Origin of the sequence: Leclercia sp. G3L, from assembly GCF_021117075.1 — a bacterium.
In the GTDB taxonomy this organism is placed as follows: Bacteria; Pseudomonadota; Gammaproteobacteria; order Enterobacterales; family Enterobacteriaceae; genus Enterobacter; species Enterobacter adecarboxylatus_C.
This window is the reverse complement of sequence record NZ_CP088265.1, coordinates 877,845-894,366: the sequence shown is the minus strand read 5'-3', so window position 1 is coordinate 894,366 and position 16,522 is coordinate 877,845. Positions and strand designations below refer to the sequence as shown.

The window sequence follows — 16,522 nt, the reverse complement described above, 5'->3', positions numbered from 1 at the left end:
TCAGTGCCCTCCTTAGTCAAATTTCATGCGAGTAGCTTTCAGGTTTACAATCGCCAGCGCGCCTACCAGCAGGAAGATCAGGGTGGCAATCGCTGCCGCCAGACCGAAGTCCTGGCCGCCGCCGCCTTCGAAGGCGATACGGTAGGTGTAGCTTACGAGCAGGTCGGTATAACCGGCTGGCGTGGTGGTGCCGAGACGGTCCGGGCCACCGTTGGTCAACAGCTGAATCAGCACGAAGTTGTTAAAGTTAAAGGCGAAGCTGGCAATCATCAGCGGCGTCAGCGGCTTGATCAGCAGCGGGAGCGTAATCTTAAAGAAGTTCTGGAACGGGGTCGCACCGTCCATCGCCGAGGCTTCGTACAGGTCATCCGGGATCGCCTTCAGCAGCCCCATGCACAGGATCATCATGTACGGATAGCCAAGCCAGGTGTTGACGATAACGATCATGGTGCGGGCGGTGGTCGGATCGCTGAACCAGGCCGGCTTGATGCCAAACAGCCCGCTCAGCATCATGTTGATTTCACCAAAGCTCTGGTTGAACAGACCCTTGAAAATCAGAATCGAGATGAACGACGGCACGGCATAGGGCAGGATCAGCAGGACGCGGTAAATCGCTTTCCCTTTCAGCGCTTCCCACTGGACCAGGCAGGCCAGCACCATGCCGACGGCTACGGTCAGGATCACGGTCAGTATCGAGAAGACCACGGTCCAGACGAAGATGGCGAAGAACGGCTTCTGAATGCCTTCGTCGGTGAAGACGCGGGTAAAGTTGTCCCAGCCGATGGTCACGGTGTAGCCCGGGCTGAGCTTATCGTCGCCCCAGTTACCGTCGGCATTGACGGACTGGTAGAAACCAATCTCATTGTTCGGGCGGTACTTCACGCCGGTCTGGTTGTTGGTGAGCGTGCTGTTATCGCCCAGCGTGTAGAGCGGACGTGTGCCGGAGAACTGGCGCAGCGAGCTCATGATCACTTTGCTTTCATCCGGCAGCTCGGCGGTCACCTGGGTCAGCGCCTGGCGGTTCTGGGTGATAACACGCAGGTTAGCGCGTTCCCCTTCCGGCAGCGCGTCCGCTTCTTTCAGGGCCAGTTTCTGCTCGCCGCCAAATTTAAAGGCATCGGAAACGTAGTATTTGCCCGCGGCATCGTCGGTCAGGGCCAGCTTCCACTCGTCACCGGACGGGTAGAGGCCAAAGTTGAAGGTCTTACCGGCCTGATAGGAACGATCCATCAGCACCTGCTGGGCGCGCTCTTGCGCGAGCTGGTTGGTGCTGCTGTAGTTGGTGAAGGCAATGGCGATGGTGCAGATCAGCGGGAACAGGACAAACAGCCCCATCCCGGCCACGCCCGGATAGACATAGCGCCAGGCGTAGGCTTTACGATTCGCAAAAATATAGAGGCCGACGGCGCTTAAGATCAGCGTCATGGCGGCAAACAGGTACTCCCCCTGGGCGTACATTACAACAATAAGGTAACCCACCAGCAAGCCCAGCAGACCAATCACTGACCATTTCAGCGTGTCGCTTTGCCACCAGTGTTTCTTTTTAACGACATCCATGGGGATCTTCCTCTACAACTGTGAAAACTTATTGTCAGGTGGCGCTCCGCTTACCTGACCTACGGTTCGAACCGTAGTTGTAGGGCGGGTAAGCGAAGCGCCACCCGCCGCTGTTACTTACTACTTGGTAATACGACCCTGAGCATCTTTCAGCGCAGCATCCACAGTCTGACGACCGCTGGCGGCGTTGATCACCGCAGTACGGGTGGCATACCAGAAGGCAGCCATCTGTGGGATGTTCGGCATGATTTCGCCTTTCTCGGCGTTACTCATGGTGGCGGCGATGCGTGGATCTTTCGCCAGCGTTTCCTGGAAGGATTTCAGCGCCACGGCACCCAGCGGTTTATCCTTGTTCACTTCTTCCAGACCCTGATCGGTCAGGAGGTAGTTTTCCAGGAACTCTTTCGCCAGCTCTTTGTTCGGGCTGGCGGCGTTGATACCGGCGCTCAGCACGCCAACGAACGGTTTAGACGGCTTGCCATTGAAGGTTGGCAGCACCGCAACGCCGTAGTTGATTTTGCTCTTGTCGATGTTGGACCACGCCCACGGACCGTTGATGGTCATCGCGGTTTCGCCCTTGTTGAACGCGGCTTCGGCGATGGAGTAATCGGTGTCCGCGTTCATCTGTTTGTTCTTGATAAGGTCAACCAGGAAGGTCAGACCCGCTTTCGCGCCTGCGTTGTCCACGCCGACGTCTTTCACGTCATATTTGCCGTCAGCAAATTTGAACGCGTAGCCGCCATCGGCAGCAATCAGCGGCCAGGTGAAGTACGGTTCTTGCAGGTTGAACATCAGCGCGCTCTTACCTTTCGCCTTCAGCTCTTTATCCAGAGCCGGGATCTCTTCCCAGGTTTTCGGCGGGTTCGGTACGAGGTCTTTGTTGTAGATCAGGGAGAGCGATTCAACCGCGACCGGGTAAGCAATCAGCTTGCCGTTGTAACGCACGGCATCCCAGGTGAACGGGAACAGCTTGTCCTGGAAGGCTTTATCCGGAGAGACTTCCGCCAGCAGACCAGACTGTGCGTAGCCACCGAAACGGTCATGCGCCCAGAAGATAATGTCCGGGCCGTCGCCGGTCGCCGCAACCTGCGGGAATTTCTCTTCCAGTTTGTCCGGGTGTTCAACGGTGACTTTGATGCCGGTGTCTTTCTCGAATTTCTTACCCACTTCGGCCAGGCCGTTGTAGCCTTTGTCGCCGTTAATCCAGATTACCAGCTTACCTTCTTCAATTTTGGCGAGCGCCGGAGCGGAGATCATCATTGCTGCAAGGGCGGACAATGCGAAAACGCGTGCGCCAGTCTTGATATTCATATCTGCCATCCTTTTTGGTGATGTGCTGTGGATACATGAGGTGGTTCAACGTCGCTCAGTCTCCTTATTTGACATCCTCTTTCCATCCTCCCGTCCCCTACGCCCCACCCCCGTTTTATGTGATCTGCGTTGCATAAAATTGAGTTATGTGTCCCAGCGCACATAAAAGTACGCTGAATTTTGCCAGTGACATCACGAATTTAGCCTCAGCCCCCGGGTCGCGCTGGCTGAGTCCTCTCTCTCATCCTCCCGCCTCCTCCCCCATAAAAAAGGCAGGGGGTGGAGGATTCGCGGTGCCGCGCGATACCGCATAGTCAGCCCATATTGAATGTTTCTGTCGATGACAGGTTGTAACGAAGGGAGTAGGGCATGGCGAGCGTAGAACTGCGTAACGTAACGAAAGCCTGGGGTGACGTAGTGGTGTCGAAAGATATCAATCTCGATATCCAGGAAGGCGAATTCGTGGTTTTTGTGGGCCCGTCAGGCTGCGGTAAATCCACACTGCTGCGCATGATTGCCGGTCTGGAAACGATCACCAGCGGCGATCTGATGATTGGCGATACCCGGATGAACGATATCCCGCCAGCGGAACGCGGCGTCGGGATGGTATTCCAGTCTTATGCCCTCTATCCCCATCTCTCCGTTGCCGAGAATATGTCGTTCGGCCTGAAGCTGGCCGGCGCCAAAAAAGAGACCATCAACCAGCGTGTGACCCAGGTTGCCGAAGTGTTGCAGCTGGCGCACCTGCTGGAGCGTAAGCCGAAGGCACTTTCCGGTGGTCAGCGTCAGCGTGTGGCGATTGGCCGTACGCTGGTGGCGGAACCGCGCGTGTTCCTGCTCGATGAGCCGCTGTCGAACCTCGACGCCGCGCTGCGCGTGCAGATGCGTATTGAGATCTCCCGCCTGCACAAGCGTCTGGGCCGCACCATGATTTACGTCACCCACGATCAGGTCGAAGCGATGACTCTGGCCGACAAGATTGTGGTGCTGGATGCCGGTCGCGTGGCGCAGGTAGGTAAACCGCTGGAACTCTATCACTACCCGGCAGACCGCTTTGTTGCGGGCTTTATTGGCTCGCCAAAGATGAACTTCCTGCCGGTCAAAGTCACCGCCACCGCCATTGAACAGGTTCAGGTTGAACTGCCGAACCGCCAGCAGGTGTGGTTACCGGTAGACAGTGCAAACGTCAACGTGGGGGCGAACATGTCCCTCGGGATCCGCCCTGAGCATCTGCTGCCGAGCCACATCGCTGATGTGACGCTGGAAGGCGAGGTTCAGGTGGTTGAGCAACTTGGTCATGAAACACAGATTCATATCCAGATCCCCGCCATTCGTCAGAACCTGGTGTACCGCCAGAATGACGTGGTGTTGGTAAAAGAGGGTGCCACATTCGCTATCGGCTTGCCGCCAGAGCGCTGCCATCTCTTCCGGGAAGATGGCACTGCATGTCGTCGGCTGCACCAGGAGCCAGGCGTTTAAGGAATCCCAATAATAAGCACGAAACCATCAGGTGAAGTGTTCAAAGAAAAGCAATGATCTCAGGAGATAGAATAATGATTACTCTGCGCAAAGTCCCTCTGGCGGTCGCCATTGCGGCAGGCATCCTGTCTGCCCAGGCCGGCGCTGTAGACTTTAAAGGTTATGCTCGTTCTGGCATTGGCTGGACCGGGAGTGGTGGCGAACAGCAGTGTTTCCAGGCAACAGGTGCACAAAGTAAATACCGTCTTGGTAACGAATGTGAAACCTATGCTGAATTGAAACTTGGCCAGGAAGTGTGGAAAGAGGGCGACAAGAGCTTCTACTTCGACACCAACGTAGCGTATTCCGTTTCACAGCAGAACGACTGGGAAGCAACCAGCCCGGCCTTCCGTGAAGCTAACGTGCAGGGTAAAAACCTGATTGAATGGCTGCCAGGCTCCACCATCTGGGCCGGTAAGCGCTTCTATCAGCGTCATGACGTACACATGATCGACTTCTACTACTGGGATATTTCAGGTCCTGGTGCCGGTATCGAAAACATCGATCTGGGCTTCGGTAAACTCTCTCTGGCAGCGACCCGCTCTTCTGAGTCCGGCGGTTCTGCGACCTTCGCCGATATTAATGGAGACGGCGACCGTGTTTATGACAATCTCGTGCCGAACGATGTCTTCGACGTTCGTTTAGCCGGTATGGAAATCAACCCAGGCGGTACCCTGGAGCTGGGCGTTGACTACGGTCACACCAACATTCCTGACGACTACTACCTGCAGCCTGGCGCCTCTAAAGATGGCTGGATGTTCACCGCTGAACATACCCAGAGCATGCTGAAAGGCTTCAACAAGTTTGTGGTTCAGTACGCTACGGATTCCATGACCTCTAACGGTAAAGGTATCCCGCAGGGTGCGAGCCTGAACAACGACGGTTCTCTGATCCGCGTTCTCGACCACGGTGCTGTCACCCTGGCTGACCAGTGGGATCTGATGTACGTCGGTATGTACCAGAACATCGACCGCGACAACAACAACGGTACCGAGTGGTGGACCGTCGGCGTTCGTCCAATGTTCAAATGGACACCAATCATGTCCACCCTGCTGGAAGTGGGCTACGACAACGTTAAGTCTCAGAAAACTGACGACACCAACAGCCAGTACAAAATTACCCTGGCGCAACAGTGGCAGGCAGGCGACAGCATCTGGTCTCGTCCGGCTATCCGCGTCTTCGCAACCTACGCCAAGTGGGATGAGAAATGGGGTTACGCAAACAACGGCGACACTGGCTACACCTCTGGCGTAGCGTATAACGACACCTCTGCGAAAACCTTCAGCCGTGGCGACAACGATGAGTGGACCTTCGGTGCCCAGATGGAAATCTGGTGGTAATACGTAGTATCTGATGTATTGACCTGAAAGAGGGGCGCAAGCCCCTCTTTTCATAGAGTTCTGCGCGCTATTGCCTGGCCACCGCAGTGCTTATGCTATCTGAGGTAAAAACAATGAAAATGAAGAAAAGTCTCGTCGCGCTGTGCCTCTCCGCAGGGTTGTTGGCAGGTGCTCCAGCCATCACGCTCGCCAACGTTAATTTTGTACCGCAAAACACCAGCGCCGCGCCTGCTGTCCCGGCTGCCGCGTTGCAACAGTTAGTCTGGACACCTGTCGATCAGTCCAAAGCCCAGACCACCCAGCTTTCAACCGGCGGCCAGTCCTTGAATGTGGCGGGCATCACCGGCCCGGTGGCAGCCTACAGCGTGCCGGCTAATATCGGTGAAATCACGCTTACGCTGACCAGTGAAGTGAACAAACAAACCAGCGTATTCGCACCGAACGTGCTGATACTGGATCAGAACCTGACGCCATCGGCCTACTTCCCAAGCGAATACTTCACCTATCAGGAGCCGGGCGTCATGAGCGCCGACCGCCTGGAAGGGGTCATGCGCCTGACGCCTGCGCTGGGCCAGCAAAAACTCTATGTGCTGGTGTTTACCACCGATAGCGATCTGCAAAAAACCACCAAACTTATCAACCCGGCAAAAGCCTATGCCAAAGGCACCGGCAATGCCGTACCGGATATTCCGGACCCGCTTGCCCGTCACGTCACTGATGGTGAGCTGAAGCTGAAAGTCTCCACCAACAGCGCCTCCAGCGTGCTGGTCGGCCCACTGTTTGGCTCCTCCGGCCCGGGCCCGGTCACCGTGGGTAACACCGCAGCACCTGCCCCGGTCTATGCCGCGCCAGCCGCAGCACCTGCCACCGCTGCTGCTCCTGTCGCTGCCCCGGTCGCCGCGAAGAAGAGCGAGCCGGTGCTTAACGACACCGAAACCTACTTCAATCAGGCCATTAAACAGGCAGTAGATAAAGGCGATGTCGACAAGGCGCTGAAACTCCTTGATGAAGCCGAGCGTTTAGGCTCGACCACTGCCCGTTCCACCTTTATCAGCAGTGTAAAAGGCAAGGGGTGACCGTCTCCCCACAGTGCTGATTTTGTCAGTAGTTTGGTGCGCCCTTGCGGGCGCACTTTTTTTGCGATCTCTGCCGCTGTTGCACCTCTGTTGCGATAATGTTCGCTAGTTCACGTTTGCCCGCCCCCATTCCGCGTTTCTGCGATACAATAGCTTCACGTTATGTATCGGAGAGTCTGGCATGTCACACCCCGCGCTTTTGCTCCTGCGCGCGCTGCGTTATTTTGACGAAATACCTGCGCTGGAACCGGAGCAGCTCGACTGGCTGCTGCTGGAAGATTCCATGACCAAACGTTTTGAGCAGCAGGGCAAAAAGGTTACCGTCACCCTCATTCAGGAGGGATTTGTCACGCCTGATGCGGTAGCGGACGAACTGCCATTACTGCCGAAAGAGGCACGCTACTGGCTGCGGGAGATCCTGCTCTGTGCCGACGGCGAGCCGTGGCTGGCCGGACGCACCGTGGTGCCTGAATCCACCCTCACCGGGCCGGAGCTGGCGCTGCAGCAGATGGGCAAAACCCCGCTGGGCCGCTATCTGTTTACCTCCTCCGAGCTTACCCGAGATTTTATTGAGATTGGTCGCGATGCCGGGCTGTTGGGACGCCGTTCCCGCCTGCGCTTAAGTGGTAAACCCCTGATGCTGACCGAGCTGTTTTTACCGGCGTCGCCGTTGTACTAAGAGGAAGAGAAAATGGAGTGGAGTCTGACGCAGAACAAGCTGCTGGCGTACCACCGCCTGATGCGAACCGACAAGCCGATTGGTGCGCTGCTGCTGCTGTGGCCGACCCTGTGGGCGCTGTGGGTGGCGACCCCCGGGCTGCCGCCGCTGTGGATCCTGGCGGTGTTTGTGGCGGGCGTCTGGTTAATGCGCGCGGCAGGCTGTGTCGTCAACGACTATGCCGACCGTAAGTTTGACGGCCATGTGAAACGCACCGCTAATCGTCCGCTACCGAGCGGCGATGTCACCGAGAAAGAGGCGCGCACGCTGTTTGTAGTGCTGGTCCTGCTCTCGTTCCTGCTGGTGCTGACCCTGAATACCATGACCATTCTGCTCTCCGTAGCAGCGCTGGCCCTGGCCTGGGTCTATCCGTTTATGAAGCGCTACACCCATTTGCCGCAGGTGGTGCTGGGTGCCGCCTTTGGCTGGTCGATCCCGATGGCGTTTGCCGCCGTCAGCGAAAGCGTGCCCCTGAGCTGCTGGCTGATGTTCCTGGCCAACATCCTCTGGGCGGTGGCCTACGATACCCAGTACGCGATGGTCGACCGGGACGATGACCTGAAGATCGGCATCAAATCCACCGCCATTCTGTTTGGGCGTCAGGACAAGCTGATCATCGGGATTCTGCAGGTCGCGGTGCTGGGGCTGATGGTGGCGATTGGTTATCTGAACCAGCTGAACGGGGTCTTTTACGCGGCGGTCGCGGCGGCAGGGGTGCTGTTTATCTACCAGCAAAAGCTTATCGCCAACCGCGAGCGCGACGCCTGTTTTAAAGCGTTTCTGAACAATAACTATGTGGGGCTGGTGTTGTTTTTAGGCCTGGCGGCGAGTTACTGGGCATAAAAAAAGCCGGGTGGCGGCTTCGCCTTACCCGGCTTACGATCTGGCAAACCCTGTAGGCCCGGTAAGCGTTAGCGCCACCGGGCGTTTTTTATTCCCCCTGCGTCGCGCTCTCAATCGTTAAGCGCACGTCCGAGGTAATCAGGTCCGCCAGCATCTGGTACACCTTCATCGTCTCTTCCGGCTCGGCATCACCACTGTCACTGATGTAGCCCTCGTCACGCAGCGTCAACACCAGCGAACTGAAGACCGCTTTATCGAAGAACTCCGGCGCGTTGATGCCGTGCAGCATCGACAGACGCTGTGCCAGCGTGCGGCTCTCTTTCTCCAGCGTCCCGCGGTTGATCGACGGGTTGGCGCTCAGCAGCCAGAAGGTAATGGCATAGCGCTGCACGGTTTCGCGTGCGCCCGCCGCCAGCAGCTGCAGCGTGCGTGCCCGGGACGGGTTGATCAGCAGAAGGTCATCTTTCTGCGAAATCAGTCCCTGGTGGGTCAGCTCTTCAATCTGCTTATCCAGCACCTCTGCCAGCTCGTCGTTGTCCCAGCGCAGGAACAGCTCGGCTTTCAGCATCGGGTAGAGGGCGGTGACATGCTCCAGCAGCGCCTGACGGGTGATCTGGCGATGCTGGGTGATGATGGCCGCCATCAGCGACGGCAGCATCAGCATATGCGCAATGTTGTTGCGGTAGTAGGTCATCAGTACCGCCTGCTCGCGCGGCAGAATGATGATATCGCCGATGGTGTCCTTCTCGACCTCAAACTTGTTCATCTGCAGCGCGTGCTCGATCAGCTCGCTGGCGCTGGCGGTCGGTACCGTGGCATCTGCCGCGTACGGCACGTTGCGCATCAGGTTCAGGTAGCAGTCGAGCTGCTCGGTCAGCTGTTCACGGGTGAGCGAGCGCTGGCGAGAGGCCAGCAGAGCGGTACAACACAGGTTCATGGCGTTGGCCGCCCCGGCGTTGTTAATACGTACCATCAGATCGGCGGCTATGGCGTTCACCGTTGGCGTCAGCCAGGCCGGACGCACCGCTTCGATCGGATCGATGGACTCGCGCCACTCCGGCACACGGTGATTGAGATAAGTCATCAACGGCATAGGTTCGCCGAAGTTAACATACCCCTGACCAAGGTTGCGCAGCTTGCTCAGGCCGCGCAGCATCTGCAGCAGGCTCTCTTTCTCTTTGGTGGCGCCGCGCAGCTCTTTGGCGTAAGTACCCACTTCCATCACGTGCTCGTAACCGATGTAAATCGGCACCAGAGTGATTGGACGCGTACCGCCACGCAGCATCGCCTGAATGGTCATCGACAGGGTGCCGGTCTTCGGATCGAGCAGACGCCCGGTACGGGAACGGCCGCCTTCCACGAAATATTCCACAGAGTAGCCGCGGCTGAACAGCTCGCCCAGATACTCACGGAACACGGTAGAGTAGAGCTTATTGCCTTTAAAGGTACGGCGAATGAAGAACGCACCCAGACGGCGGAAGATCGGGCCAGCCGGCCAGAAGTTGAGGTTGATACCCGCAGCGATGTGCGGCGGCACCAGCCCCTGGTGATAGAGCACATACGAGAGCAGCAGGTAGTCCATGTGGCTGCGGTGGCAGGGCACATAAACAATCTCATGGCCGTCGTGGGCCAGCTGGCGCACACGCTCGGCGTTGTGCACGTTGATCCCCTGATAGAGACGGTTCCATGTAAAGCTCAGGATACGGTCGCTAAGGCGGATCATCTCGTAGGAGAAGTTGGCCGCAATCTCTTCCATCAGGGCGATGGCGTTTTGCTGCGCCTTCTCGTGGGAGATTTTTTTGCTGCGCGCTTCGTCTTCGACGGCGCGGGCGATCGCTTTCGAGGCCAGCAGCTTGTTAAACAGATCCTGACGTGCGGGCAGGCGCGGGCCTACCGCGGCCAGACGCTGACGGGCAAAGTGCATGCGCGCCACGCGGGCCAGCTTCTGGGCGATGGTCTTATCCGTACCGTGCTCATCGGCCATGCGGCGCAGTGAGACTGACGGCGAGAAACGGACAAAGCTGTCGCGGCCGAGCCAGTTGACGGCGAAAAATTTCTGCACCCCGTTAAGCATGCGCAACGGCGGATTCTCTTCGCCTTTATCACGCCCCGGACGACGGCCAAACATGACCGATACGGGCACCATCTGCACGTCCAGCAGCGGGTTGCTGCGGTGCAGGTCGAGGTAGTCATGGAACAGCTTGATCGACTCTTCTTTCGGCGTGTACCAGGTGAACACGCGAGGGCCACCGTGGATAAAGATGTAGCGCGGCAGCTGAGTGCCGTCGATCTCCAGCGGCTCCAGCGGATCGGGAAGATCGTGCGCCAGGCATTGGGCGCGCAGCGTCAGCAAGTCGGCCTTCGAGTTATAAGGCAAAACGTACATAATAGGACGCGAGGTATCGAGTCCCAACTCCAGCGTGGGAACCGCCGGAATAGACTTGCTTTTTACCAGGACGCTTAATGGTAAATTAAGTAATTTGTAGTAAATTCGTGGCCAGCCAGACATAAACGATGTAAAGCCTCTGGTTAAAAATGCAATTGCGGCGCAAGGATAACAGAAAGCGCGCAAAATTTCTGTTGTTACCCGTCATACTTCCGGTGGCTGCGCCAGGCGCTTAAACCACCGTTTCTGACGCTATTTTCGAAGAAAGGTTTCTTTTAATGGCCAATAATACCACTGGGTTAACCCGAATCATTAAAGCTGCCGGCTATTCATGGAAAGGCATCCGTGCTGCCTGGATCAATGAAGCCGCATTTCGCCAGGAGGGGGTTGCTGTCGTCGCGGCGATTATTATTGCCTGCTGGCTGGATGTTGATCCCATCACTCGCGTATTACTGATTGGCTCGGTGATGTTGGTGATGATAGTCGAAATTTTGAACAGTGCGATCGAGGCGGTGGTCGACCGTATCGGCACTGACTTTCACGAGCTCTCGGGCCGGGCAAAAGATATGGGTTCTGCCGCGGTGTTGATGGCGATTATCGTTGCGTTGTTTACCTGGGTCACGCTGCTTTGGGGACATTTACGATAAGCCTTCAGAAACCGAACAAGTCTCTGGTTTTTTATGCGGTTTGTGGTTCCAAAATCACCTTTAGCTGTATATACTCACAGCATAACTGTATATACACCCAGGGGGCGGAATGAAAGCGTTAACGACCAGGCAGCAAGAGGTGTTTGATCTCATTCGGGATCATATCGGCCAGACGGGTATGCCGCCGACGCGTGCAGAAATCGCGCAGCGTCTGGGCTTCCGTTCTCCAAATGCCGCCGAAGAGCACCTTAAGGCACTGGCGCGTAAGGGTGTGCTTGAGATTGTCTCCGGAGCGTCTCGCGGTATTCGCCTGCTGGTTGAAGCCGAAGAGGGCCTTCCGCTCGTCGGCCGCGTCGCCGCCGGGGAACCGCTGCTGGCGCAGCAGCACATTGAAGGCCACTATCAGGTCGATCCGGGCATGTTTAAACCGAGCGCAGACTTTCTGCTCCGCGTAAGCGGCATGTCGATGAAAGACATCGGTATTCTGGATGGCGATCTGCTGGCAGTACACAAAACGCAGGACGTGCGTAACGGTCAGGTGGTTGTGGCGCGTATCGATGATGAAGTCACCGTTAAGCGACTGAAAAAGCAGGGCAACACCGTGCAGCTGCTGCCGGAAAACAGCGAGTTTTCCCCGATTGTTGTCGACCTGCGTGAAAATAACTTCTCCATCGAAGGTCTTGCGGTTGGCGTCATCCGCAACGGTGAGTGGTTATAACGCCTTTCTGACAGACTGCGACCCTGTCGCAGTCTGCTTTTCCTGCCTCCGGCGAACATTTTCATGTCTCTCCTGACTGCTTCAGACAAGGCGTTGTGGCGTCTTGCACTTCCCATGATCGTCTCCAATATCAGCGTCCCTCTTCTCGGGCTGGTGGATACGGCTGTCATTGGTCATCTCGATTCGCCCGTCTATCTGGGCGGTGTCGCCATCGGCGCGACGGCAACCAGCTTCCTGTTTATGCTGCTGCTCTTTTTGCGCATGAGTACCACCGGGCTTACTGCCCAGGCCTATGGCGCGAAGGATCCGTTGCGTCTGGCCCGCGCGCTGGTGCAGCCGCTGATCCTGGCCCTCGGTGCCGGTCTGTTGATTGTGCTGTTGCGCACACCGCTCATCGATCTGGCGCTGCATATCGTTGGCGGCAGCGAGGCCGTTCTTCATCAGGCGAGGCGCTTCCTGGAGATCCGCTGGCTCAGCGCCCCGGCATCGCTGGCTAACCTGGTGCTGCTCGGCTGGCTGCTGGGGGTGCAGTATGCCCGGGCGCCGGTGATCCTGCTGGTAGTGGGGAACCTGCTCAACATCGTGCTGGATCTTTGGCTGGTGATGGGCCTGCAGATGAACGTGCAGGGGGCTGCGCTGGCGACCGCTATCGCAGAGTACGCCACCCTGCTGATCGGCTTATGGATGGTCTGGCGGGTGCTGGCCCTGCGCGGTATTTCGCTGGCGCTGCTGAAAGCGAGCTGGCGGGGCAACATCCGCAAACTGCTGGCCCTCAATCGCGACATCATGCTGCGCTCGCTGCTGCTGCAACTCTGTTTCGGGGCGCTGACGGTAATGGGCGCGCGGCTGGGGCCGGAGATTATCGCCGTCAACGCCGTGCTGATGACCCTGCTGACCTTTACCGCCTACGCGCTGGATGGCTTCGCCTACGCGGTTGAGGCCCACTCCGGGCAGGCCTATGGCGCACGGGAAAGCGGCCAGCTGCGGGAAGTGTGGCGGGCGGCCTGCCGTCAGTCCGGCCTGGTGGCGCTCGCCTTCGCGCTCGTTTACGCCCTGGCAGGCGATCGGATCATTGCCCTGCTGACTTCGCTGCCCGAACTACGCGCGCTGGCGAGCCACTATCTTATCTGGCAGGTGGTTTTACCGGTGGTGGGCGTCTGGTGCTATTTGCTGGATGGGATGTTTATCGGCGCAACCCGCGGGGCAGAGATGCGCAACAGCATGGCCGTAGCGGCCGCCGGCTTTGGCCTGACGCTGTTCACCCTGCCGTGGCTGGGTAATCATGGCCTGTGGCTGGCTCTGTGCGTGTTTCTTGCCCTGCGGGGGCTCTCTCTGGCCTGGATCTGGCACCGGCACTGGCGCAACGGCAGCTGGTTTTCATAGCGGCTTCACCCGACTGAATGGTAAAAGATTCCGAATAACAAACCCAACGCCGCAGGCTTATCTATAATTATTATCACGTCCAGCACGAAACGTATTTCAGGACGAACTTAACCTTAACGACCGAACGAAGAGGAATCGATGATGAATAAAGACCAAGTCGGCGGTAACTGGAAGCAATTTAAAGGTAAAGTGAAAGAACAGTGGGGCGACCTGACTGATGACGATATGACCGTCATTGAAGGTAAACGTGACCAGCTGGTGGGTAAAATTCAGGAACGCTATGGTTATGAGAAAGACCAGGCGGAGAAAGAGGTTGGTGACTGGGAAACCCGTAACAACTATCGCTGGTAATTAACCTATACCCGCAGGTACACGGATGTACGCCCAGGGCGACCTTTCAGGTCGCCCCTTTTTTTGCCCTCAGCGCGGCTTTTTCTTCAGCTGGATGGAGTGATCGTGCTGACAATCCTCCTGATGGCGACAGGCTTCCACTTCAACGCAGTTGCGGCACAGGCCGTGTGCTTCAATCACGTTGTGGCGCAGGGCAAAGCCCATCTTCGCGGCCAGAGTGTGCATGATATCTTCCACCCCTTCAGCGCCTTCTTCCTTCACGCTGCCACAGCGGTCGCAGATAAACATCGCTGAGGTGTGGGTCGGCTGATCGAACAGATGGCACAGCACGTAGCTGTTGGTTGACTCCACTTTATGCACAAAGCCCTGCTCGAGTAAAAAATCGAGCGCCCGATAGACGGTAGGCGGCTTGGCCTGAGGCTCGCTCTCGCGCAGCAGGTCGAGCAGATCGTAGGCGCTGATGGCCCCGTTTTGCAGGCTCAGCAGACGCAACACTTCAAGGCGCTGCGGAGTCAGGCGCACATTGCGTTGCGCGCACAGCTTTTCGGCTTGCGCTAACAGTGCCTGCATTGTGGTCGTTTCCATTTTGCACCTCGAATGACGTGGAATAACAAACCGCCAGTTTACCATGTTCTGACCTAAACGCCGAGATCCACCGGGTGTGCTACCCTGACGAAAAACCACTGGGGGTGAAAAGATGAAAAGACCGGACTGCATTCGACACTGGCGCGAAGTAGAAGGCGCCGACAACTCGACCTATCCCGACAGCACAGAGCGTTTCTCCATTGGCGCGCCGCTGGCCCGTGCGCTGGGGCTGGGCCGCCTCGGTATCCATCATGAGCGCCTCCCGCCAGGGCGCCGTACTTCGTACCCGCATGCCGAAAGCGATGAAGAGGAGTTCATCTTTGTGCTCGAGGGTTATCCCGAAGCCTGGATAAACGGTTATTTATGGAAACTGGAGCCAGGAGACAGCGTCGGTTTTCCTGCCGGGACGGGCGTCTGCCACACCTTTATTAATAATACCAGTGAAGAAGTGCGGTTATTAGTGGTGGGAGAGGCGAATAAAAAACATAACCGAATTTATTATCCGCTGAATGCGGTATATGCCGCCACGCGTGAAGATCGCTGGATCGATCATCCCCCGCAATTTTTTGGTCCTCATGACGGAAAACCAGGGCAAAAGTAATTTCTTGTTCTATACATATTAAAGAAATAAGGAAATCAATAACTTAATCTAATACTAAAGTTTAGATAAATTCGGCTCCTCATACTTTTTTCACAAAGGACGTATGCCCCTGCGCGGTATTTAGCCGCCGGGGTTTATTCACCCAAAATAAGTCAGGTGTCCTGTGAAAATAAAATTCAAATTTTCTGTGGCGGGAATTGCCACCGGTATTCTTTTGGCTAATCAGGCTGGAGCAGCAAATACCTGGACGGAAGCACGCGGCGATGCAATGGGTGGAACGGGCGTTGCGTCGGCGCATTATAGCAGCGGGGTGCTGATCAACCCGGCCCTGCTGGCAAAATCCAAAGCAGAAGACGACGTCGCCATTATATTCCCCTCGGTGGGGGCGCAGATTAGCGATAAAGACAATCTACAGGACAAGATCGATGAGATCAGCGATGAGATCAGGGCCGATCGGGAGATGATCGACGATCTGACCGTGGCGCGGATCCTGGCCGATCCGCAGGGAACGCTCAGTGAGCTTCAGGGAGCCGCGGGCAATCTGGCCGATCAGCTGGAGTTCCTCGAAGGAAAAACCGCCCACGGCAACGCGGGGGCAGGGATAGCCGTCAGCATCCCGGGTTCGGGGCTGTCGCTGGCGTTTGTCGCTAAGGCCAATGCTCACGCGCGCATCAGCTCGGAGATCGATCAGCAGGACATTGCGTTCTTGCGCAGATTGCAGGGCAACGCGGGCATGACTAACCAGATGGCGCAGGGGGCGGCCCGGAACGGCAGCGACGTGATTACCCGCAACCTGAATTCCGTCGCCATGGGCAGGGCGGCGATCGTTTCCGACTACGGCGTGGCGGTTGCCCGCCAGTTTGATTTCAACGGCCTGCCGGTCTCGGTCGGCGTGACGCCAAAACTGCAGCAAACCTGGCTCTACAACTACACCACCTCCATCTATACCTACGACAGCAGCGATTTTAACAGCAGTCGTAACCGCAATGACGATACCAGTTTTAACGTCGATGTCGGCGTCGCGGTCGACTTCGGTGAAAACTGGACGGTCGGCCTGAGCGGGCAGAACCTGTTCTCACGGGATATTGATACCAACGATATTCGCATTCTCCACGGGCGTACCGGGCAGGAGGTGAGCTATCAGGACACGTACCAGATCCGCCCTCTGGTCACGGCAGGGGTGGCCTGGCATACCGGCCTGCTCACCCTCAGCGCCGATGGCGATCTGACCAAAACCCGGGGCTTCAGGAGTGAAGAAGACTCGCAGTATGTCGGAGTGGGGGCAGAAGTGTCCCTGCTGGGCTGGCTGGCGGTGCGCGGCGGCTTTCGCGGGGACGTGAAGGGCAACGACAGTAACGTCTTCACCGGCGGCTTTGGCTTTGCCCCCTTCAATACCGTGCATATCGATTTAACCGGCATTTACGGCGAGGATGAAACCTGGGGTGCCGGGGCGCAATTCAGCGTCACCTTCTGACGGGATCCGGAGGC

At 57.2% G+C, this 16,522-nt stretch carries 15 protein-coding genes; 11 read left to right on the top strand and 4 right to left on the bottom strand.

From position 1 onward, the window contains the following. Nucleotides 1-12: 12 nt before the first annotated feature. Together malF and malE are read right to left on the bottom strand one after the other, a co-directional pair. Entirely contained in the window at nt 13-1,557 is a 1,545-nt protein-coding gene (malF, locus tag LRS40_RS05645) for a maltose ABC transporter permease MalF (protein WP_142487839.1), read from the bottom strand. Between the two features lie 120 nt (nt 1,558-1,677). Beyond that, a complete protein-coding gene (malE, locus tag LRS40_RS05640) occupies nt 1,678-2,868 on the bottom strand; it encodes a maltose/maltodextrin ABC transporter substrate-binding protein MalE (RefSeq protein WP_106993919.1) in 1,191 nt (396 codons plus the stop codon). Between the two features lie 369 nt (nt 2,869-3,237). Between malE and malK the strand changes: the two genes are divergently transcribed. The 5 genes from malK (at nt 3,238) to ubiA (ending at nt 8,363) form a co-directional block, all read left to right on the top strand. After that, nucleotides 3,238-4,347, top strand: coding sequence for a maltose/maltodextrin ABC transporter ATP-binding protein MalK (gene malK, locus LRS40_RS05635; RefSeq protein WP_142487840.1), 1,110 nt, complete (start codon nt 3,238-3,240; stop codon nt 4,345-4,347). Nucleotides 4,348-4,418: 71 nt separating this feature from the next. Further along, nucleotides 4,419-5,726, top strand: coding sequence for a maltoporin (locus LRS40_RS05630; RefSeq protein WP_231313867.1), 1,308 nt, complete (start codon nt 4,419-4,421; stop codon nt 5,724-5,726). Between the two features lie 113 nt (nt 5,727-5,839). After that, nucleotides 5,840-6,802 (top strand): maltose operon protein MalM, encoded by a 963-nt coding sequence (gene malM, locus LRS40_RS05625; protein WP_142487841.1) that lies wholly within the window; start codon nt 5,840-5,842, stop codon nt 6,800-6,802. Between the two features lie 181 nt (nt 6,803-6,983). Continuing rightward, nucleotides 6,984-7,481, top strand: a complete 498-nt coding sequence (gene ubiC / locus LRS40_RS05620; RefSeq protein WP_142487842.1) for a chorismate lyase — start codon at nt 6,984-6,986, stop codon at nt 7,479-7,481. 12 nt (nt 7,482-7,493) lie between these two features. Continuing rightward, nucleotides 7,494-8,363 carry a 4-hydroxybenzoate octaprenyltransferase gene (gene ubiA / locus LRS40_RS05615; RefSeq protein ID WP_231313295.1) on the top strand — a complete coding sequence of 290 codons (870 nt, stop codon included), beginning with the start codon at nt 7,494-7,496 and terminating at the stop codon, nt 8,361-8,363. Between the two features lie 88 nt (nt 8,364-8,451). Here ubiA and plsB read toward each other — a convergent pair whose 3' ends face one another. Beyond that, complete coding sequence (gene plsB / locus LRS40_RS05610) at nt 8,452-10,872, bottom strand: glycerol-3-phosphate 1-O-acyltransferase PlsB (RefSeq protein WP_231313294.1); 2,421 nt, start codon at nt 10,870-10,872, stop codon at nt 8,452-8,454. 155 nt (nt 10,873-11,027) lie between these two features. On the opposite strand from plsB, the gene LRS40_RS05605 reads away from it, so the two are divergent. The 4 genes from LRS40_RS05605 to LRS40_RS05590 all read left to right on the top strand — a co-directional run bounded on the left by LRS40_RS05605 (nt 11,028) and on the right by LRS40_RS05590 (nt 13,848). Then, nucleotides 11,028-11,396: a diacylglycerol kinase gene (locus tag LRS40_RS05605; protein WP_142487845.1), complete on the top strand. Its 369-nt coding sequence runs from the start codon at nt 11,028-11,030 to the stop codon at nt 11,394-11,396. Nucleotides 11,397-11,505: 109 nt separating this feature from the next. Beyond that, the gene (gene lexA / locus LRS40_RS05600; protein WP_032615967.1) at nt 11,506-12,114 is read left to right on the top strand and encodes a transcriptional repressor LexA; all 609 of its coding nucleotides are present in this window, start codon (nt 11,506-11,508) and stop codon (nt 12,112-12,114) included. Between the two features lie 63 nt (nt 12,115-12,177). Further along, the gene (gene dinF / locus LRS40_RS05595) at nt 12,178-13,497 is read left to right on the top strand and encodes an MATE family efflux transporter DinF (RefSeq protein ID WP_231313293.1); all 1,320 of its coding nucleotides are present in this window, start codon (nt 12,178-12,180) and stop codon (nt 13,495-13,497) included. Nucleotides 13,498-13,638: 141 nt separating this feature from the next. After that, the gene (locus LRS40_RS05590) at nt 13,639-13,848 is read left to right on the top strand and encodes a CsbD family protein (protein WP_032615972.1); all 210 of its coding nucleotides are present in this window, start codon (nt 13,639-13,641) and stop codon (nt 13,846-13,848) included. Between the two features lie 69 nt (nt 13,849-13,917). Here the strand turns inward: LRS40_RS05590 and zur are convergent, their stop codons facing one another. Then, complete coding sequence (gene zur, locus LRS40_RS05585) at nt 13,918-14,433, bottom strand: zinc uptake transcriptional repressor Zur (protein ID WP_032615974.1); 516 nt, start codon at nt 14,431-14,433, stop codon at nt 13,918-13,920. Between the two features lie 112 nt (nt 14,434-14,545). On the opposite strand from zur, the gene LRS40_RS05580 reads away from it, so the two are divergent. Continuing rightward, nucleotides 14,546-15,034 carry a cupin domain-containing protein gene (locus tag LRS40_RS05580; RefSeq protein WP_156262688.1) on the top strand — a complete coding sequence of 163 codons (489 nt, stop codon included), beginning with the start codon at nt 14,546-14,548 and terminating at the stop codon, nt 15,032-15,034. Nucleotides 15,035-15,197: 163 nt separating this feature from the next. Further along, nucleotides 15,198-16,508 carry a conjugal transfer protein TraF gene (locus LRS40_RS05575; protein ID WP_231313292.1) on the top strand — a complete coding sequence of 437 codons (1,311 nt, stop codon included), beginning with the start codon at nt 15,198-15,200 and terminating at the stop codon, nt 16,506-16,508. Nucleotides 16,509-16,522 lie beyond the last annotated feature (14 nt).